Source organism: Methylobacterium sp. Leaf108 (assembly GCF_001423265.1).
Lineage (GTDB): Bacteria > Pseudomonadota > Alphaproteobacteria > Rhizobiales > Beijerinckiaceae > Methylobacterium.
The window spans coordinates 52,951-71,074 of record NZ_LMND01000004.1 but is presented as its reverse complement, the minus strand read 5'-3'; the positions used below and the strand labels follow the sequence as shown (position 1 = coordinate 71,074).

The 18,124-nt window shown below is 70.5% G+C and carries 19 protein-coding genes and 1 riboswitch; of the genes, 6 read left to right on the top strand and 13 right to left on the bottom strand.

Annotation, left to right across the window (positions count from 1 at the left end):
* Positions 1-663: a phosphonate C-P lyase system protein PhnH gene (gene phnH / locus ASF39_RS05150; protein WP_082494373.1), complete on the bottom strand. Its 663-nt coding sequence runs from the start codon at positions 661-663 to the stop codon at positions 1-3.
* Positions 663-1,106 carry a phosphonate C-P lyase system protein PhnG gene (gene phnG / locus ASF39_RS05145; protein WP_274533815.1) on the bottom strand — a complete coding sequence of 148 codons (444 nt, stop codon included), beginning with the start codon at positions 1,104-1,106 and terminating at the stop codon, positions 663-665. The genes phnH and phnG overlap by 1 nt, the downstream gene beginning before the upstream one ends.
* Positions 1,107-1,216: 110 nt before the next feature.
* On the opposite strand from phnG, the gene phnF reads away from it, so the two are divergent.
* The gene (gene phnF, locus ASF39_RS05140) at positions 1,217-1,963 is read left to right on the top strand and encodes a phosphonate metabolism transcriptional regulator PhnF (RefSeq protein ID WP_056281617.1); all 747 of its coding nucleotides are present in this window, start codon (positions 1,217-1,219) and stop codon (positions 1,961-1,963) included.
* Positions 1,964-2,084: 121 nt separating this feature from the next.
* Here phnF and phnE (ASF39_RS05135) read toward each other — a convergent pair whose 3' ends face one another.
* The 5 genes from phnE (ASF39_RS05135) to ASF39_RS05115 all read right to left on the bottom strand — a co-directional run bounded on the left by phnE (ASF39_RS05135) (position 2,085) and on the right by ASF39_RS05115 (position 6,542).
* Positions 2,085-2,933, bottom strand: a complete 849-nt coding sequence (gene phnE / locus ASF39_RS05135) for a phosphonate ABC transporter, permease protein PhnE (protein WP_055880292.1) — start codon at positions 2,931-2,933, stop codon at positions 2,085-2,087.
* Positions 2,930-3,808 carry a phosphonate ABC transporter, permease protein PhnE gene (gene phnE / locus ASF39_RS05130; RefSeq protein ID WP_056281614.1) on the bottom strand — a complete coding sequence of 293 codons (879 nt, stop codon included), beginning with the start codon at positions 3,806-3,808 and terminating at the stop codon, positions 2,930-2,932. Before phnE (ASF39_RS05130) ends, phnE (ASF39_RS05135) begins: the two co-directional genes overlap by 4 nt.
* Positions 3,809-3,861: 53 nt before the next feature.
* Positions 3,862-4,788, bottom strand: a complete 927-nt coding sequence (gene phnD / locus ASF39_RS05125) for a phosphonate ABC transporter substrate-binding protein (RefSeq protein ID WP_056281610.1) — start codon at positions 4,786-4,788, stop codon at positions 3,862-3,864.
* Positions 4,789-4,817: 29 nt separating this feature from the next.
* Complete coding sequence (phnC, locus tag ASF39_RS05120) at positions 4,818-5,615, bottom strand: phosphonate ABC transporter ATP-binding protein (RefSeq protein WP_055880283.1); 798 nt, start codon at positions 5,613-5,615, stop codon at positions 4,818-4,820.
* A gap of 261 nt (positions 5,616-5,876) precedes the next feature.
* The gene (locus tag ASF39_RS05115) at positions 5,877-6,542 is read right to left on the bottom strand and encodes a DUF1045 domain-containing protein (RefSeq protein ID WP_055880279.1); all 666 of its coding nucleotides are present in this window, start codon (positions 6,540-6,542) and stop codon (positions 5,877-5,879) included.
* Positions 6,543-7,020: 478 nt separating this feature from the next.
* Between ASF39_RS05115 and ASF39_RS05110 the strand changes: the two genes are divergently transcribed.
* The 5 genes from ASF39_RS05110 (at position 7,021) to aqpZ (ending at position 12,956) form a co-directional block, all read left to right on the top strand.
* Entirely contained in the window at positions 7,021-7,566 is a 546-nt protein-coding gene (locus ASF39_RS05110; RefSeq protein ID WP_056281606.1) for a hypothetical protein, read from the top strand.
* A 68-nt stretch (positions 7,567-7,634) separates the two neighbouring features.
* Positions 7,635-7,874, top strand: a complete 240-nt coding sequence (locus tag ASF39_RS05105) for a hypothetical protein (protein ID WP_082494372.1) — start codon at positions 7,635-7,637, stop codon at positions 7,872-7,874.
* A 96-nt stretch (positions 7,875-7,970) separates the two neighbouring features.
* Positions 7,971-8,184, top strand: a riboswitch (cobalamin riboswitch).
* A 126-nt stretch (positions 8,185-8,310) separates the two neighbouring features.
* A complete protein-coding gene (locus ASF39_RS05100) occupies positions 8,311-10,545 on the top strand; it encodes a TonB-dependent siderophore receptor (protein WP_200938162.1) in 2,235 nt (744 codons plus the stop codon).
* Complete coding sequence (locus ASF39_RS05095; protein WP_244472278.1) at positions 10,542-11,951, top strand: PepSY domain-containing protein; 1,410 nt, start codon at positions 10,542-10,544, stop codon at positions 11,949-11,951. Before ASF39_RS05100 ends, ASF39_RS05095 begins: the two co-directional genes overlap by 4 nt.
* Positions 11,952-12,215: 264 nt before the next feature.
* Entirely contained in the window at positions 12,216-12,956 is a 741-nt protein-coding gene (aqpZ, locus tag ASF39_RS05090; RefSeq protein WP_055880268.1) for an aquaporin Z, read from the top strand.
* Between the two features lie 234 nt (positions 12,957-13,190).
* Here aqpZ and ASF39_RS05085 read toward each other — a convergent pair whose 3' ends face one another.
* The 6 genes from ASF39_RS05085 to flhA are packed head-to-tail and all read right to left on the bottom strand — an operon-like array spanning position 13,191 to position 17,879.
* Entirely contained in the window at positions 13,191-13,637 is a 447-nt protein-coding gene (locus ASF39_RS05085) for a hypothetical protein (RefSeq protein ID WP_055880265.1), read from the bottom strand.
* A 27-nt stretch (positions 13,638-13,664) separates the two neighbouring features.
* Positions 13,665-13,994 (bottom strand): hypothetical protein, encoded by a 330-nt coding sequence (locus ASF39_RS05080; protein WP_056281691.1) that lies wholly within the window; start codon positions 13,992-13,994, stop codon positions 13,665-13,667.
* A 44-nt stretch (positions 13,995-14,038) separates the two neighbouring features.
* Complete coding sequence (locus tag ASF39_RS05075) at positions 14,039-14,542, bottom strand: rod-binding protein (RefSeq protein ID WP_082494370.1); 504 nt, start codon at positions 14,540-14,542, stop codon at positions 14,039-14,041.
* Between the two features lie 55 nt (positions 14,543-14,597).
* On the bottom strand, positions 14,598-15,044 hold the full coding sequence (locus tag ASF39_RS05070; protein ID WP_200938160.1) for a hypothetical protein: 447 nt from the start codon (positions 15,042-15,044) through the stop codon (positions 14,598-14,600).
* A 4-nt stretch (positions 15,045-15,048) separates the two neighbouring features.
* Positions 15,049-15,801 (bottom strand): flagellar biosynthesis protein FliR, encoded by a 753-nt coding sequence (gene fliR / locus ASF39_RS05065; protein WP_274533814.1) that lies wholly within the window; start codon positions 15,799-15,801, stop codon positions 15,049-15,051.
* Positions 15,798-17,879: a flagellar biosynthesis protein FlhA gene (flhA, locus tag ASF39_RS05060; protein WP_056281601.1), complete on the bottom strand. Its 2,082-nt coding sequence runs from the start codon at positions 17,877-17,879 to the stop codon at positions 15,798-15,800. Before flhA ends, fliR begins: the two co-directional genes overlap by 4 nt.
* Positions 17,880-18,124 lie beyond the last annotated feature (245 nt).

Below are 18,124 nucleotides of genomic sequence, written 5' to 3'. Positions count from 1 at the left end.
TCAGGCCTCCGGGGCGAGCGGACGGGCGGAGCGGGGCAGCGCGGCCAGCCGTCCGGCCGCGACGAACAGGAGGTCGAGCCCTTGCGGGAAGCCGGCATGGTTGTGAGCCAGCCGCGAGGGCCAGTCCGCGGGCAGGGGGGCCGCGTCGAGCCGGGCCGTGCCCCGGATGCCCGGCCCTTCGAAGGCGAGGCCCGTCTCGTCCGACAGGGCCGCGACGGCCAGGACCAGGGTGGCGGAGGCGTCCGGATAGGCGAGGGAGCCTTGGGCGAACGCGGTGAAGGCCGGGCAGCGGCCGGGATCGGCGATCAGCGCGAAGGCCGCCTGGGCCGGCTCCGCGACGATCGGCGCCCCGGTGTGGAAGCGCAGGAAGCCCGCGACCGCCGGATCGGTCCGCAAGGGAGCGTCGAGCCAGACCGGCGTGTCGGCATCGGCCAGCGCCAGCGCCAGAGCGGCGAGCTCGGGCGTGAGCGGGGCAGGGGGCATCAGGGTCGTGACGAGGGGGAGCAGGCGGCCGGGCCGGCTCAGGGCCTCCATCGCGGCGCGAAACACCGCCTGCCCCTCGTGGACGGGGTCGGCGAAGCCATGGGCGAGAGGTTGGCCGTGGGCGAGAGGTTGGCCGTGGGCGAGAGGTTGCGCGAGAGCTTGGACGTGAGGCTGGGCCATCAATCCTCTCCCCGCGCCAGGGTGAAGAAGTTCACCCGCGTCGCCGCGACCTTGCGGGCGGCCAAAGCCGCCGCCTCGGCCCGGCGCTCGGCGATGGCCGCCAGGGCCGCCTCGAGGGCGGGCCTCGCCTCCGGGCGCTGCCAGTGCGCGTCGAGGATGGCGGCGAGGCGGGCCCGCGTCCGGTCGCGTCCGAGCTGGTAAGCGAACCCCGTCTCGCCGCCGGGCAGGCGCACCGCCGCCCGGGTCACCGTGGCCTCGCCGGCATTGAAGGGCCGGCCGTCGCCGCCGATGCGCCCGCGCACCATGACGAGGCCGGTCTCCGGCGCCCGCAGATCCTCCGCCTCCGGCGTGAGGCCGGCCTGCGCCAGGGCCTCGCGCAACTCGCCTTCCGTCGCGGTGCCCGCCCGCGCCATCGCGCGCCGGCGCATCGCGAGGTCTGGCATCCCGGGATCAGGTGGTGTTTGGCTGGCGCTCGGCATCGGGGCCTCTCTTCCAACATGTCTATATGTATAGACATGTGGATCGATAAGCACAACGGATTTTCGATCACGTCATGCAGGATGCGAGCGACACGGGCGTGACGGCCCTCCAGCGCGGGGGCGGCCTCGCCGCCTGGCGCCAGATCGCGGATGCGCTGGGCCATGCCATCCACAGCGGCGAATTCGCCGCCGGGGCGCAGCTTCCCGCCGAGTCGGCGCTGGCCGCGCGTTTCGGCGTGAACCGCCACACCGTGCGCCGGGCGCTCGGCGTGCTCGCCGAGGGCGGGCTGGTGCGGACGTCCCAGGGCAAGGGCACCTTCGTGGAGCAGGGGCCGCTCACCTACCCGATCGGCCCCCGGACCCGGTTCTCCGAGATCGTCTCGCGGGCCGGCCGCGAGGCTTGGGGCGACCTCGTCTCGGCCGCCGCCGTGCCGGCGGATGCGGAGTGGGCGGAGGCCATCGGGCTCGCCCCCGGCGCCCCCATCCTCGAACTCCTGACGCGCCACCTGGCCGACGGCGCCCCGATCTCGACGGCGCGGACCTGCCTGCCGCTGCCGCGCTTTTCCGGCTTCGACGCCGCCTACGCCGACTGCGGCTCGATCACCCGCGCCTATGCGCGGTTCGGCGTGGCCGACTACACCCGGCTCTCGACGCGGATCGGCGCGCGCCCCGCCACGGCGGCGGAGGCCGGGCGCCTCGACATCGCCCCCGGCCGCACCGTGATCGCGCTGACCAGCGTGAACGTGGACGGGGAGGGCCGGCGCATCCAGGCCACCCGCAGCCTGTTCGCCGCCGACCGGGTCGAGCTGGTGGTGGAGTAGGCGCGAACCTGCCCGGGTCCCTGGTCCGTCGCAGGTCTTCCCCGTCGCAGGTCTTCCCCGTCGCAGGTCCTCCGTCGCAGGTCTTCGGCGCAGAACCGGCGACCGCTTTCGCGAAGCCCGCCTAGCGTGCCGTTCCGATCAGCGCCCGGCGCAGGCGCCCGGAGACGGCGTCGATGGCCGCGACGGTGACGAGGATCATCAGGATCAGGAAGGCGACCTGGCGCAGTTCGAGGACGCGGATCAACTCGGTGAGGTACTGGCCGATTCCCCCCGCGCCGACGATGCCGATGATGGTGGCCGAGCGGGTGTTCGACTCGAAGAAGTACAGCACCTGGCTGCCGAGCACCGGCAGCACCGCCGGGATGAGGCCGAAGCGGATGCGGTGCAGTTCGGCGCCGCCCGATGCGCAGACGCCCTCGCCGGCCTTGGCGTCGACGGTCTCGACGGCCTCCGAGAACAGCTTGCCCAGCGCCCCGAAATCCGCGCAGGCGATGGCAAGCGCGCCCGCGAAGGGCCCGAGCCCGACGACGTTGATCCAGATCAAAGCCCAGATCAGCACGTCGACGGAGCGCATCACGTCGAGGCCGCGCCGGATCGTGAAGTGCACGAAGGGGTTCGGCACGACGTTGCGGGCGGCGAGGAACGCCACCGGAAAGGCGAGCAGCGCCGCCGTCAGCGTGCCGATGAAGGCGATGCCGAGGGTCTCGGCCAGCGCCCGCAGGAAGGTCCAGGCCTGTCCGGCCGGATCGGGCGGCAGCATCATCAGGCTGAATTCGCCGAGCCGCCCGAGGCCGGCGAGGAGGCGCACGGCGGAGAAGTCGAGCCGCACCATCGCGTAGCCCGCGACGGCGATAAGCCCGGCGACCGCGAGGCAGGCCAGGAGCCGGGGCCCCCGGGCCGGCCGGAAGGTCTCGGGATAGCGCTGGCGCAACGCCGCGATCTCGGCCGGGTTCGGGTCGCGGGGCGTCATCGCAGGCCTCCGAGGAGGTGATGGCGCAGGCGCTCGGTCCCGAGGTCGATCGCCATCACGGTGAGGATGATCAGGACCAGGATCGCGCTGACGTCCGCGTAGTAGAAGTTGCGGATCGCCACGAGGAGTTCCTGCCCGATGCCGCCGGCGCCCACGAACCCCATCACGCCCGCGCCCCGCACGTTGATCTCGAAGCGCAGCAGCCCGTAGGAGACGAAGTTCGAGAGCACCTGCGGCAGCACGGCGAAGCGCAGGGTCTCGATGCGGCCGGCACCCGCGGCGGTGAGGCTCTCCACCGGCTTCAGGTCGATGTTCTCGACCACCTCGGCGAACAGCTTGCCCAGCGCCCCCGTGGTGTGGATCGCCAGGGCCAGCACGCCCACCATCGGCCCGAGGCCGAAGGCGATGACGAAGATCAGCGCGAACACGATCTCCGGCACCGTCCGGCAGAATTCGAGGATGCGCCGGACGAGGAAGCATCCGGTCCGGCTGCGCGCCACGTTGCCGGCGGCGGCAAAGCACAGGAGAAAACCGCCGATGGCCCCGAGCAGGGTGCCGAGATAGGCCATCAGGAGGGTCTCGCCGAGGAGCGCGAGCCATTTCGGCCAGCCCCAGTACCATTCGGCGAGGTCGCCCCCGAGGTTCCCGAGGGTCAGGGCCGGCAGGATCTGGGCGATGTAGTCGGTGAACTTCCCGATGTTCGCAGCCAGCACCCCGGGGCGCACCTCGGCGGCCTGCGCGGCGAGCCCCGTGAGGACGACGAGCACCGCGAGGCCGATCCAGACCCGACGCCGGCTCGCCGCGACGGCGCCGTCATAGGCCTGCGCCAGGGCGGCGGCGCGGTCGGGGGGCAGGGGGCTGACGGTCTCAAGCACGGGGATCGGCCGGCACGGACCCGTGCGGCCCGGATCGGGGCCTGCAACCCGCATCAGGACTTGCGACGCTGCTCGTCGTTGAACTTCAGCATCTCGATGACCGGCTGGTAGTCCTTCAGGGTCACGGGGGCGAGGCCGAGGTCCTTGCCGTCCGAGAGCCGGTCGAAGGCCGCCTTGTCGGCCTTCGGCAGGTCCACCAGGGCCTGGCGGACCTTCGCCTTGAGGTCGTCGGGTAGGCTCGCCAGCATGGCGAAGGGGCCCTCGGGCAGGAAGTCGGACTTGAAGACCACGCGGAAATCGGCCTGCGTCATGGCTGAGCCGTCGGGCTTCTTGAGCATGCCCTTGGCGGCCATGCGGGTGACCATGGTGTCGGTGTCGGTGTTGTAGAGGTTGGCGGCGGCGTCCACCGTCCCCTGGACGAGGGCGAGGACGGCGTTCTCGTGGCTGCCGGCATAGACGGTCTTGCCGAAGAACGCGTCCACCGGGTAGCCGGCCTTGTGCAGGAAGAACCGCGGCGCCTGGTTGCCGGAGGTGGAGTTGGGATCGACCAGGGCGAGGTTCTTGCCCTTCAGGTCGGCGATCGTCTTGTACGGGCTGTCGGCGCGCACGTAGATCACCGAGTAGTAGCCCGAGGCGCCGGTGTCGTGCGTCTGGTTGACGATGGGCTCGACCTTCACGCCGGTCATCACCGCGCGGGCGAAGGAGGCGGGGCCGTAGAAGGCGAGCTGGGCGTTGCCCGCGCGCTGGCTCTCGATCACGGCGGCGTAGTCGTTGGCGATGCGCAGCTTGACCGGCACGCCGAGGCTCTTGGTCAGGTAGCCGGTCAGCGGCGCGTAGCGGTCGCTCGTGCCGGAGGCGTTCTCGGCCGGGATCACCGCCAGGGTCAGCTCCGGATAGGCCGCCTTCCAATCCTGCGCGGCGGCGGGCAGGGCGAGGAGGGCGAGCGCGAGGGCGCCGGCGAGGGTGCGACGGTTCAGCATGGGATTCTTCCGAAGGCGTCCGGGACGGATCAGGCGACGAGGGCGGTGGGGTAGGCCTTGAGGACGGGCGCGGGCGCGTCGAGCACCTCGCCGGCCTCGAGCCCGTAGAGCTGGCGGGCGACGTCCTCGGTGAGGTCGGCCGGCGCGCCGTCGAACACGAGGCGCCCGTCGGCGAGGCCGACCAGGCGGTCGCAGTAGCTGCGGGCCAGATCCAGGGAATGCAGGTTGCACAGCACGGTGATGCCGTGGCGGCGGTTGGCCTCGGCCAGCGCGTCCATGACGATCCGGGTGTTGCGCGGATCGAGGGAGGCCACGGGCTCGTCGGCCAGGATGAGATCGGGGGCCTGCATCATCGCCCGCGCGATGGCGACGCGCTGCTGCTGGCCGCCGGAGAGCTGGTCGGCCCGGTGGCCGGCAAAATCGCCCATGCCGAAGTCGTCGAGGGCGGCGAGCGCCAGGGCGCGCTCACGCTCCGACCAGAGCTTGAGGAGCGAGCGGTGCCTGGGCACCTCCCAGAGGCGCCCCATCAGCACGTTGCTCAGGACGTCGAGGCGGCCGACCAGGTGGAACTGCTGGAAGATCATGGCGCTGCGGGCCCGCCAGCGCCGCAGGTCGCGGCCGCGCAGGGCCGTGACGTCGAGGCCGTCGAACAGGATGCGCCCGCCGGTCGGTTCGACGAGGCGGTTGATCATCCGCAGCAGGGTCGACTTGCCCGCGCCCGAGCGCCCGATGACACCGACGAAGCGGCCGCGCGGGATGGCGAGGGAGACGCGGTCCACCGCACGGCGATCGCCGTAACGACGGATCAGATCTTCGAGAACCAGCATGAGACTGTCCGGCAGGAGCGATGAACCACGGTAAACCCGCCCCGCACGACAGAGGAATGACAGTTGTCCGGCTAATGATGAGCCGGTACTCTTGTGCTTGCGGTTCGAGGCGATCGGGCAGACCTTGCCGATCGTCGCGTGGTTCGTCTGACCCGTCCTCGACGATATCGGGAACCGTCGTCGAGGACCGTCTCGCTCAGCCGCGAGCGGGCGCCGACCTGCGTGTCGCGGCCGGGGCGGTTCGAGGCCCTCGCATGCGCCTCAAGGCGCGAAAGGAATACGGCGCAAGAGCCGGAATGGATCGGCGCCGTCCTGGACGACCACGCTCAGGGCGTCGATCACCAGGTCCGGCAGGTCCGCAGCGGCCTCCGTCAGCAGCGGCAGGATCACGGCCCTGTCCTCGGGGCCGAGGCGGCCGGTCAGCGTCATGTGAAACCCAAACTCCTCGAAGACGTGCGGGTAGCCCCAACGCTCCAGCAGCGCCCGCCCCCGCGGGTCGAGGCGCTCGGGGTGGCGCCGGACGCGCTCGGCTGCCGAGAGGGGGGCCCGCAGCGGGTCGAGGGCGGCCACGCATTCGGCGGCCAGCAGGCCGAGGGCCGGCGGCGGCGACTCCGGCACCAGGGCGGCGACATGTCCGAGCGCGGCGACGCGCAGCGAGCCGACAGGCAGAGGCGGTCGATGGGCAGCGAGGGCCTCGGCCGCCGCCAGGAGATCGGCTTCCGTCACGCCCGGGCCGAGGCGCCACGGCGCCTTCATCGTGGCGTGGAAGCCGTAGACGCGCGGCTCCTCGGTCCTGGCGGCAAGGAGGGCCCGGAGCGTGGTCGGCCCCAACGTCGGCACGGCGCCGAGGACCGCGTCGCCGAAGGCGGCGAGAGCCGTCCCCGGTGCGGGGGTGAAGTACAGGGCATATCGGACGGTTCGGTCCAAAGGAGCTCTTCCCCGGCGGTGTACGAGGCGCCGCTGCGCTCATAATCCGCAGCCCGGACGCTCGTGTGACGATGTCGAGACCGCAGCTAAGGAGCGCTCCAGCACAGGCGCGCCGACCTGTCGAGGTTCCCCGCGAGGACGAGACGCGGGTGTCGACGGCGATCCTCGTCACCCTCCAGCATCCTTGCCGGCCTCAAGCGCCCTCGTGACGAGGAGCGTTTTCGTGAGCTCCAACACGTTGTATGGAGTGCCACGGCTCGGCACCGATCTCGCTCCCGCGGGGTGCGGCGGTGGTGCCCGCCAGCGGTCGCTCTCGCGTCGATCGGCAAGACGCGATGCCGCAAGAATCGCGCTGCATCGGCCACATCCTGACATCCCGGGGCCTCTTGATCACACGTCGCGTCATCTCGGTCATGAGGCGGTCGACAGGTCGATCCTGTCCGGCGACGCCATGGCCATTCGCCCTCGTCGTCCGTCGATGACCGATCCGTCCGCCGCGCCGCTCGGGACCGCCGGGCTCGTGACGCTGCTGACGGACCGGCTCCTGGCCGGGCCGAGCGCGACCGCCGTCCTCGAGGAATGGTGCCACGAGCGCGGGCTGTCGGCCGGCGGTTCCCGCCTGTGCGCGGTGCCGGTGACGGCGGCGGCGCGGGCGCCCTCCGCCCAGCAGTGCGAGCGCCTCGGCGTCGGCTCGCCGGACCTCGTGCGCTACCGCCGGGTGCGGCTCACCTGCGGCGCCCACGTCCTGTCGGAGGCGCAGAACTGGTACGTGCCCGAACGCCTCACGCCGGGCATGAACCGGGTCCTCGACACCACGGCCACGCCCTTCGGCCGTGCCGTCCATGCCCTGGCGCCGCAGCGTCGCAACCTGTCGCTGGAGCGGCTGTGGACGCAAACGGCGGGGCGGCCCAGTCCCGCCACGGCGCTCTTCGCGATCCATGCCGTGCTCAGCACCGCCGACGGCGTCCCGTTCTGCGAGGTGGTGGAGACCTATCGCGGGGCGATCCTCGCCGATGGGGGATGACGCCGCACGCCCCTGCATCGGGCCGCCGATCGGTGGTAGGATGGCGGGGCAACGGAGACCCGTCCCCCATGATCGCCAAGCTCGCCGCCTCGACCGCCGTCCTCCTCCTGCTGGCCGCCGCGCCCGCCTCCGCCATGAGCTGCTGCGGCGCGAAGGGCGGCAAGGCGGGGGCCATGTGCGGCCGGGGCGATATGGCCATGAAAGACGGGGGCATGAAGCACGGTGGGATGAAGCACGGCTCGGTCAAGGGCACGAAGGCGGCCTGCTGCTGCGAGGGCATGGGCGGCCGGATGAGCCGGCGCGGCTGAGGCCGCACCCCGCGTTGGGTGCGTCGCGGATGCCACACGTTCCGGTGAGCGTGCCGTGACCGAACCTGTGCGCGATTGACGCGGTCTCCGCCGGCGCGCTAGCCTCGGGCCGACGGTTCCTCGCGAGAGGATCAAAAGGGAACGCGGTGAGGGCGAGGGTCCGCAAGGATCGCCCGATGCCGCGGCTGCCCCCGCAACTGTAAGCGGCGAGTCCTTCATCAACACGTCACTGGGTTCCTCGGGCCTGGGAAGACGATGACGGGACAGCGACCCGCGAGCCAGGAGACCTGCCGTCAGTCGTGGTCACACGCGAAACGCATCGGGCGGGGTGTCCTGGTGGGTGTCGAGGCGGGCGCGTGTCTTTTTCGGAGACCGCCTGAGCCGAGGCTTCGTTCGCGGTGACGTGCCACTGCCGTCGCCCGAGGCCTCGCTGCCCATGTCGTCCCATTCTCTCGCCCGACGACCGTCCGGTCGCCGACGGCCGATCTCCGTCTTCGCCCTCGCTCCGGCTTTCCTCGTGGCGCAGGTCTCCCTCGCGAAGGTCTCCCTCGCGGCGCATGACGCCCCCCGCCCGGGCGAGGACCACGCCGCCGCCACCCTCTCGGAACTGGCGGTGGCCGGCTCCGGGACGGGAACCCGCCTGCTGGCGCCGACCCCCTACACGGCGGCACCCACCGGCCTGAACCTCGCGACACCCAACCGGACCGGCAGCCGCCTCGACCTGTCGCCGCTCCAGACGCCGGCCAGCGTCGAGGTCGTCTCCGGCCAGAAGATCCGCGAGCGCGGCCAGGAGACGGTGCAGGAGGCGGTGACCCAGAACGCGGCCGGCATCACCACCATCGCCGCGCCCGGCAACGGCTTCGGGGCGTACACCTCGCGCGGGTTCGCCGGGGTCAACTCGGTGATGCAGCTCTACGACGGCACCCGCCTCTACGTCGGCACCGGAACCATCACCTTCCCGTTCGACACCTGGAACGTCGACCGGATCGAGGTGCTGCGCGGCCCCGCCTCGGTGCTGTCGGGCGACGGCGCCATCGGGGGCGTCATCAACGTGGTGCCCAAGAAGCCGACCTTCACCACCATCAACGCGGCGCGGGTGGCGCTCGGCTCGGACGGGGTCAAGCGCCTGGCCTTCGACACCGGCGGCGCCCTCGGCGACCGGGTCGCCTACCGCCTCAACGTCAGTGCCAACCAGGCCGACGGGTGGCTGCGCCAGAACGGCGAGTTCAGCAACCTCGCGGTCTCGGGATCGCTGTTCTACCAAGCCACCCCAGACCTCGCCTTCACCCTCTCGCACGACTCCGGCTACCAGGAGCCGCTGCGCTACTTCGGGACGCCCCTCATCGATGGCGGCATCGACCGGCGCACGCGGTTCAACAACTACACCGTCGACGACAGCCGGATCGTCTTCAAGGACGACTGGACGCAGTTCAAGACCGAGTGGTCGCCCAGCGCCGACGTCACGATCCGCAACACCGCCTATCGCCTGTCCTCGCACCGGCGCTGGCGCAACGCCGAGACCTACGCCTTCGTCCCGGCCACCGGCCGCGTCAGGCGCTCGGACTACATCGAGATCTTCCACGACCAGGAGCAGATCGGAAACCGCTTCGACGCCACCGTCCGCGGCGAGCTGTTCGGCTTCGCCAACGAGTTCGTGGCGGGCTTCGACGTCAACCGCATCTCGTTCCTCCACACCAACAACGCGCCCTACGGCGGCGTGAGCACCGTCGATCCCTTCGCCGTCGATCCGGGCCGATTCCTGCGCGTCGACGGCACCACGCCGGGGTACGCCACCAGCACCGACCAGTATTCCCTCTTCGCCGAGAACCGTCTCGTCCTGTCCGACCAGCTCTCGCTGATCGCCGGCGTCCGCTACGACGCGCCGACCGTCCGCCGGAACGACCTGCGCAACCCCGCCGCCGGCTACACCAAGGACTTCAGCGCGGTGAGCTATCGCTTCGGCGCCGTCTACAGCCCGACGCCGGGCAGTTCGCTCTATGCGAGCTACGCCACGGCCGTCGACCCGGTGGGGACGCTCATCACCCTCACCCTGGCCCAGAAGGACTTCCAGCTCTCGAACGGCGAACAGGTCGAGGTCGGCTACAAGCAGGTGTTCTGGGACGGGCGCGGCGAGTTCACCCTGGCCGGCTACCGGATCAAGAAGGACAACCTCCTGACCGCCGACCCGCAGCGCCCCGCCGTGTCGATCCAGGTGGGGAGCCAGTCGTCCCACGGGGTCGAGGCGTTCGCCTCCCTGGGCCTGTGGGAGAACTGGCGCATCGAGGGCAACCTCGCCCTCTTGCAGGCGCAATACGACAGCTTCCAGCAGGCCGTGGGCGGGGTCGCCGTCTCGTTCGCGGGCAACCAGCCGATCAACGTGCCCGAGCGAGTGGCCAACCTGTGGCTGTCCTGGGCCTTCGCGCCGCGCTGGGAGGCGCGGGCCGGCGTGCAGTTCGTGGGCGAGACGGTGGGCGACTTCGCCAACACGGTCCGGCGACCGGCCTACGAGGTCGTGAACGGCAGCGTCGACTACCGGATCGACGACACCTCCCGCCTGAGCCTGCGCGCCTACAACCTCCTCGACGCGGTCTATCCGGTCACCGGCGGGTCGACCTTCTGGCTGCTCGGGCGGCCGCGCTCGGTCGAGGTCGCCTACAGCGTGACGTGGTGAAGGTCGCCAAACGCTGGCTGATCCTCGGGCATCGCTGGCTCGGGATCGGCGCCGGGCTCCTCGTCGCCCTATGGATCGGCTCGGGCCTCGTGATGCTGCACGTGCCGTTCCCGCGCCTGTCGCAGGCCGAGCGGCTCGCCCGCCTGCCGCCGATCGCCTGGGACCGGGTGGCCATCGCCCCCGACGCCGCCCTCGCGGCGGCCGGCCGGCCCGAACCCGCCGCCCTCGGACTGGAGATGCAGGGCGGGGAGCCCGTCTATCGTGTCACCGGCCCTGACGGGAGCCGCGCCACGGTCTCGGCCCGGACCGGGGAGCGCCGGCCCGCGCTCACGCCGGAGGAGGCCCGGGCCCTCGCCGGCTCCGGCACCGTCGAGCCCGTGGCGCGCGACCAATGGACCGTCACCGCCCGCTACGACCCGCTGCGGCCCTTCCACAAGGTCGCCCTGGCCGATGCGGCCGGCACCGAGGTCTACGTCTCGGCCCCCACCGGGGAGGTCGCCCTCGTCACCACGCGGTTCGAGCGCGGCTGGAACTGGGTCGGCGCCGTGGTGCATTGGGTCTACCCGACGCCGCTGCGGGCCCGGCCCGACCTGTGGCGGGACGTGGTGCTGTGGCTGTCGGGACTCGCGATTCCGCTCCTGGCGAGCGGCCTCGTCCTCGGAATCTGGCGGCTCGGCTGGCCCCGGCGCTATCGCAACGGGGCGCTGACGCCCTACCGCGGGCTGGCGCGCTGGCACCACCTCTCGGGTCTCGCGGGCGGGCTCGCCCTCACCGGCTTCCTCGTCAGCGGCTGGCTCTCGATGAACCCGAACCGCTGGTTCACCGGACCGGCCCCGCCGGCGGCCCTCGTGGCCGCCCAGGCCGGCCCCTGGCACCCGGTCGGCCTCGACCCGGCCGGGCTGCGGCGGGTCGCGGCCCCGGACGCGGTGGCCCTGCGCTTCACCACCCTCGGCGGGCGGCCGCTCGTGGTGTCGCTCATGCGGGAGGGACGCCGCGTGATGGGGGCCGATGGTGGCCCCGGCCCCGACGAGGCGCAGATCGTGGCCGCCGCGATGCGGGCGATGGGCCAGGCCGCGCCGCCGACGGTGGAGCGGCTGACGGCCCACGACGCCCATTGGTCCGGCCTCGGCGAGCGGCCGCTGCCGATGCTGCGCCTGCGCTTTGCCGACCCGGCCGCCACCTGGCTGCACGTCGACCCACGCGACGGCACCATCGCCGAGCGCCTCGACCGCTCCAGCCGCGCCTACCGCTGGCTGTTCGACGGCCTGCACCGCCTCGATTTTTTCGTCCTCGCCGGGCCTGCGCGCGAACTGGCGCAGTGGGCGCTCAACCTTTTGGGGGCGGTGGTGGTCCTCAGCGGGCTCGTGGCGAGGTGGCGGCGGGTGAGCCGTAAGCTTTCGGGCTGAACGCGATGGGTTTGATTGTGTGAGGTGCCGCTTTGGGTGGAAATCAGACCTTCCGCGCCGTCCTTCTCAAGCCCCTCTGAGCATGAATACGATTGGAGAGTAAGCGCATTGCTGTTCCGGTAATTGCTGTCTCCCTCTGCCCGTGCAACGTTCGCGAAATGCGTTCCGGTAGATGCCAGCGCAGACTGCTCGCGTCGCACAAATCTGAGATTTCGAACCTGCTCTTCGAGTGCCGCGCGAAATCCTATAGCGGGAGGTTCAGACATGGATCACGATACGATGCGCCGGGCGACGGCCGAGTTTTTCGGCACCTTCTGGCTGACCTTTGGCGGTTGTGGTGCCGCCGTCTTGTCCGCCGCGTTCCCGGAACTCGGCATCGGCTTCCTCGGTGTCGCCTTTGCCTTTGGCTTGACCGTGCTCACGATGGCCTACGCGGTCGGTCACATCTCGGGTGGCCACTTCAATCCGGCTGTGACGCTTGGGCTGTGGTCTGCCGGACGTTGTGCGAACCGGCACGTACTGCCCTACATCGTCGCCCAGGTCGTTGGCGCTATGGTCGGTGCCTTCGTCCTCTATGTCATCGCATCGGGCAAGGCTGGCTGGCTTCCGAACGGGTTCGCCTCGAACGGCTACGGTGATCTCAGCCCTGGCAAGTACGGCGTTGCCGCTTGCCTGATCATCGAGCTTCTGACGACCTTCTTTTTCATCTTCATCATCGTCGGCACGACGTCGAAGGGCGCTGCGACGGGCTTTGCGGGCATCCCCATCGGATTCGCTCTGGTCCTGATCCACCTGATCTCGATCCCCGTGACCAACACCTCGGTCAACCCGGCTCGCAGCACCGGACCTGCCTTGTTTGCGGGCGGCGAGTACGTCGCACAGCTTTGGCTGTTTTGGCTCGCACCAATCGTAGGAGCTATGGCGGCCGGGGCTATGGCACGGTGGCTCTACGAGCCAGCGGACGTCGTTGACACCATCGTCGTCGAAAAGGGCGCTGCAATCTGAAGTCTTGCAGTCCAAGTCACGACGAACGGACCTGCTAAGATCCTAGAACGACGATGTGACCCGGCCTGACATGAATTGGCGGGCCGGGGCAAAGTGGGGGCAAGGCAGGAAGCGACGTGGTCGCAAGCAGTGCCCATGAGGATTCGTAGCGCCCGACGAGCCAAAGTTCGCTGCAGGTCACAAGCGACCGCTCAAATTCCCAAGCTGCCGGCTTTCAACCCCCAAGCCCACCCCTTAAGACCGCACCTCCCGCTTGGCGACAAAGTTGAACTCCTCGACCAAAATGTCCTTGACGACCTCGGAGCCCAGGCGCTCGTTGACCTTGGCGCGGACCTCGGCGAGGCGCTTGGTGACGTTGTAACGGGCCAGGCGCCTGAAATCGATCTCGGGGTCGCTGTAGATCTGGCGGAAGGTCTCGTCGACCACGAAGGCGTTGGGCGGCACCGAGAGGGTGTGCATCAGCCGCGCGTCGGCGGTGAAGACCAGGACGGCGACGATGTAGCCGGTGACCTTGCCGTCCGCGAGCATCGGCACGTTGATGGGCGCCAGCTTCTGGTACTGCAGGCCTTCGAGGTAGGGCTCGGTCTTCTTGCCCATGAGGCCGCTGCCCCAGGTCACCGCGCCGTAGCAGGAGGCGACGGTGAGGGCACAGATCCAGAGGCCGGTGACGAGGATGCGCATGGCGGCGGCCGGGCTTTCGGTGGGCGGTCAGCGGCGGCGGCGGGCGGAATAGGTCCCGTCGGATTCGGCGTCCTGGATCGCGTCGTTGACGATCTCGGCGATCTCCTCCACCGCCCGCAGGTGCAGGCCCACCACCTCCTGGTTGCGCTGCAGGCTGCGGCGCAGGCGCGCGAGCTGGTCGGCGAGCTCCGGGTCGACCCGCTCCGGGTCGAGGCCGCGGGTGAGGCGGGTGAGTTCGAGCAGGCTCTGGCCCTTGCGCCGGTTGACCGCGTCCTGGTCGATCGGGCGATGGGCGAGCAGCGCCTCGGTCTCGGCCGAGACGGTGGCGTCGAGCCGCTTGAGGGAGGCGATCAGCATGGAGGGTCCTTCGATCATCGGGGCGTCCTGGACGGCGAGCCCGCTCAGGAGGTCGCCTTGGTCCGCAGGAGGGCGGCGGCGGCCCGGTCGGCGGCCTGCCGCTCGACGGTGACCGCCTCGGCGTTGCGCGGCGCCGACAGGATGCGGGCGATGCCCAGCCCGCCGGCCTTCGAGATCTCCGAGCCGACCTGCTCGGCCAGCATCGACTTCCAGATGCCGCCGGCGTTGCCCTTGCCGAACACCGAGGTCGCCTTGTCGGGCATCATCTTCTCGACGAACTGGCGCAGCACGAACGCCTCGAACTGCTTGTAGGGGTCGACGGCCTTGCCGCCCTTGGCCATCGCGCTGTCGCTCTGCAGGGTGGTGAGCGTGGCGCGGGCGTCGAGGGGCATGTGGACCCCGGCACCCGCCATGCGCACGGCGTCGCCGAAGGCGGCCGGATCGGTGCCGGCGGGGGCGGTGAGCTTGGACGAGGCCTCCTGGTAGCGGGCCGGGTCCGCCGCCCGGGCGACGTCGAGGACGATGTCCGATGGGGGTCTGATGCTCATGGTCGTCGCCGGGGCTGACAGGGAATCCCGAAGGCCGCGGCGCGGCGCCGGGCCTTCACGACCCGGATAGCGCGCCTGGCTTTCGGGAGGCTGGTGTCTCGCCATCGTCCAGGCCGCCGCCGCGGGCGATTAGCAGGTCGAGCTGTTCCAGCGCCTCGCGGCGGTCCTCCTCGGCGCGGTGGGCGCGGGCGAGCCCCTCGGCCCAGCGTTCGGCCTGCTTTTCGGACAGGCCGCGCGCCAGGACGGTCCTTTCCTGGGCCGTAGCCCTGGCACCGAGCGCCGTGGCGGTCTCGGCGATCCGGCGCAGGCGGCCGGCGGCGGCATCGAGGAACAGGCCCGCCATCCGTTCCCCCGCCAGCGTCTGCAGCAGGGCGGCCCGGTCGGCCTCGGTGCTGGCGATGTCGCGGCGGGTGGCGGCCAGATCGCGTTCGGCGACGCGGCGCATCTGCTCCTGCACCGTCACGAGGCGCTTGGCGCGGGCGAGGCGCTGGCTCGGCGTCATCGCCTCAGCCCCTGCGCAGGTAGTCGACGTAGCCGATCAGGAACTGCATCATGAACTCGTTCGAGATGTAGTAGAGCATCAGCAACCCGCCGAACATGATGAACGGGGTCGCGATGAAATACACCGGGATCGTCGGCGTGAGCTTGTTGGCGAAGCCCGCGGCCAGATTCACCGCCACCGCGTAGACGATGAACGGCGAGGTGATCCTGAGGCCGAGCACGAAGGCGGTGCCGATCTGGTCGACGATGCGCACCAGGGCCGTCTGCGAGCCGACGCCCTGGCCCGGCGGAATGCGGGCGTAGGAATCGACGATGCCGCGAAACAGCTCCCAGTGCATGTCGGCGGCAAAGACCAGGGCGGCGGCCGACATCATGATCAGCGCCTCCACCGCCGGCACCGGGTCGACGCCCTCGGCCACCGCGCCGGGCATGCCGCCGAAGCCCACCATGGTGGAGGCGGCGTTCACCACCGTCTCGAGCACGAAGAAGAAGATCCGCCCGAGGAAGCCGATGACGAGGCCGGTGATGCTCTCGCTGACGATGAAGAACAGGGTGGTGGCGGGGTTGTCGTCGAGCTTGCCCTGGAACTGCGGCAGCAGGAGCGGCGTCAGCGCCAGCGACACCGAGAGGGCGATGAGCAGCCGCACCTGGGCCGGCACGCGCGGGCTGGAAAAGCCGGGGATCATCAGGAGGCAGCCCCCGACCCGGCAGAAGATCATGAACACCGACAGGAAGCTGTCGGGCGCCAGTGCCGTCACGAGATCGTCCCGAGGGACTTGATCTCGACGCCGCGCGCGATCTCGAGGTGCGAGAGCACCGCCAGCGTCGGATAGAGCCGCTCGACGATCATGCGGACGTAGGGGCGGGCGTCGGGCGCGGTGACGAGGGCGAAGTTGTGGGTCTCGCGCATCCGGGTGCGGATCGCCTCACCGGCCTCGGTGCCGAACTGCTCCACGAGGCGCGGGTCGATGTCGAACTCGATGACCTCGCCCTTGACGTCGCGCTTGAGGCTCTGGTGGAACGAGAGGTCCCAGGCGCCGCCGAGGCGCAGGACGTTGAGGACGCCGTTCTCGGCGAGGTCGCCGCAGATCTGCTGGGCGATGCGCATGCGCACGTGCTCGACGATCTGCTCGGCGCGCCGGGCGTGCGGCGTGATCTCGGCGATGGCCTCCAGGATGAGGTGGAGGTTGCGGATCGAGACGCGCTCGGCGAGCAGGAGCTTGAGCACCGCCTGCAGACCGGAATACGAGATCTGCGACGGGCAGATCTCCTCGAGGAGGCGCTTGTACTCGGGATCGAGCCGGTCGATCAGGCCGCGCATGTCCTTGTAGGACAGGAGCTGGGGCAGGTTGTTGCGGATCACCTCGGAGAGGTGGGTCAGCAGCACCGAGGCGCCGTCGATGGGTTCGAAGCCGCCGCGGCGGACCTCGGCGCCGTAGGATTCGAGCACCCAATGCGCCTTCATGCCGAAGGCGGGCTCGCGCACCGGATCGCTGGGCACGTCCGGCGACGGGCCGTCGCCCACCACCACCAGGAGCTCGCCGGGGCGGATCTCCTGGGTGGCGGCGACGGTGCCGTGGATGAGGATCTGGTAGCTCTTGGGCGCCAGGGCGAGGCTGTCGGTGAGCTTGATCTCGGGCACCACGAAGCCGTACTGGCGCGCGAACTTGCGGCGCATCTTGGCGACCCGGTGCGACAGCTCGGAATGGGCGGTCTGGATCTGGGACGAGACCTGGCGGCCGAGACAGACCTCGATCTCGGGCGTCTTGAGCGACTCCTTGACCGATTCGCGGGCCGCGACGTCCTTCTTCTCCTGCTCGGCCGCGGCTCTGGCCACCACGATGGCCTTCTCCTCGGCGAGCTTCTTGGGGATCGCGTAGGCGATGAAGGCCATCAGGCCCGCGAGCACCATGAACGGCAGGAACGGCAGGCCCGGCACCAGGGCGAACATCAGCATCAGGAACGCGGACACCCACAGCGCGCGCGGATAGGCGCCGAGCTGGCCGATCACCGCCTGTTCGGCGGTGCCCTTGGTGCCGCCCTTGGAGACGAGGAGGCCCGCGGCCAGCGACACGATCAGCGCCGGGATCTGCGAGACGAGGCCGTCGCCCACCGAGAGCTTGGTGAACACGTCCGCCGCATGGCCCAGCGGCATGCCGTGGCGGGTGGTGCCGATGATGATGCCGCCGAACACGTTGACGGCGATGGTGATGAGCGAGGCGATGGCCTCGCCGCGCACGAACTTCGAGGCACCGTCCATCGAGCCGAAGAACGAGCTCTCCTCCTCCAGCTCCCGGCGGCGGTGCTGGGCCTCCTTGTCGTCGATGAGGCCGGCGTTGAGGTCGGCGTCGATGGCCATCTGCTTGCCGGGGATGGCGTCGAGGGTGAAGCGCGCGCCGACCTCGGCGATGCGGGTGGCGCCCTTGGTGATGACGAGGAAGTTCACCGTGATCAGGATCAGGAAGACGACGATGCCGATCACGAAGTCGCCGCTCATGACGAACTGCGAGAAGCCCTCGATGACGTGACCCGCGGCCCCGACGCCGTGGTGACCGTTGGCCAGGATGAGGCGGGTGGTGGCGATGCCCAGCGCCAGCCGCAGCAGGGTCGCGATCAGCAGCACGGTGGGGAAGGCCGAGAATTCGAGCGGCTTCTGGATCCACAGGGCCACCATCAGGATCAGTACCGACAGGGCGATGGAGAAGGCGAGCCCGATGTCGAGGAGGATGGCCGGGACCGGCAGGAACAGGATCGCCAGGATCGCGACGATGCCGAGCGCGAACCCGATGTCGCGCTGCGACTTGCGCTCCGGGACGATCGCCTCGATCGCAGCCATGATGCTCCCTCATGTCCCGACATGGGTGTCCCACGTCTCAAGGGAGGCGTTCTGGCCGGGCAAGCTTGCGTGGGGATGGGGGCTTCGCGCCGGCCCCTCGGCCTCCCCCGTCCGTTCCGGGAGAGCGGGCCTCATCCCATGTCCGGTTGATCACTTCGTGATGCGGAAATGGGCTTCGCTCAGGCGCCGCGCAGGCTCGATGATACGGTTCCCACTCGATTCGAGCGGACACCGAATCAAAGATC

Coding starts and splice junctions, on each gene's coding strand:
- phnD (WP_056281610.1), bottom strand. CDS start 4,788: ATGCTGAACCGTCGCACCCTCGCCGGCGCCCTCGCGCTCGCCCTCCTC.
- phnE (WP_055880292.1), bottom strand. CDS start 2,933: ATGACGCCCCGCGACCCGAACCCGGCCGAGATCGCGGCGTTGCGCCAG.
- ASF39_RS05070 (WP_200938160.1), bottom strand. CDS start 15,044: ATGACGCCGAGCCAGCGCCTCGCCCGCGCCAAGCGCCTCGTGACGGTG.
- ASF39_RS05080 (WP_056281691.1), bottom strand. CDS start 13,994: ATGCTGATCGCCTCCCTCAAGCGGCTCGACGCCACCGTCTCGGCCGAG.
- ASF39_RS05100 (WP_200938162.1), top strand. CDS start 8,311: ATGTCGTCCCATTCTCTCGCCCGACGACCGTCCGGTCGCCGACGGCCG.
- flhA (WP_056281601.1), bottom strand. CDS start 17,879: ATGGCTGCGATCGAGGCGATCGTCCCGGAGCGCAAGTCGCAGCGCGAC.
- phnF (WP_056281617.1), top strand. CDS start 1,217: ATGCAGGATGCGAGCGACACGGGCGTGACGGCCCTCCAGCGCGGGGGC.
- phnH (WP_082494373.1), bottom strand. CDS start 663: ATGGCCCAGCCTCACGTCCAAGCTCTCGCGCAACCTCTCGCCCACGGC.
- ASF39_RS05110 (WP_056281606.1), top strand. CDS start 7,021: ATGACCGATCCGTCCGCCGCGCCGCTCGGGACCGCCGGGCTCGTGACG.
- phnC (WP_055880283.1), bottom strand. CDS start 5,615: ATGCTGGTTCTCGAAGATCTGATCCGTCGTTACGGCGATCGCCGTGCG.
- ASF39_RS05105 (WP_082494372.1), top strand. CDS start 7,635: ATGATCGCCAAGCTCGCCGCCTCGACCGCCGTCCTCCTCCTGCTGGCC.
- phnG (WP_274533815.1), bottom strand. CDS start 1,106: ATGCCAGACCTCGCGATGCGCCGGCGCGCGATGGCGCGGGCGGGCACC.
- aqpZ (WP_055880268.1), top strand. CDS start 12,216: ATGGATCACGATACGATGCGCCGGGCGACGGCCGAGTTTTTCGGCACC.
- ASF39_RS05075 (WP_082494370.1), bottom strand. CDS start 14,542: ATGAGCATCAGACCCCCATCGGACATCGTCCTCGACGTCGCCCGGGCG.
- ASF39_RS05085 (WP_055880265.1), bottom strand. CDS start 13,637: ATGCGCATCCTCGTCACCGGCCTCTGGATCTGTGCCCTCACCGTCGCC.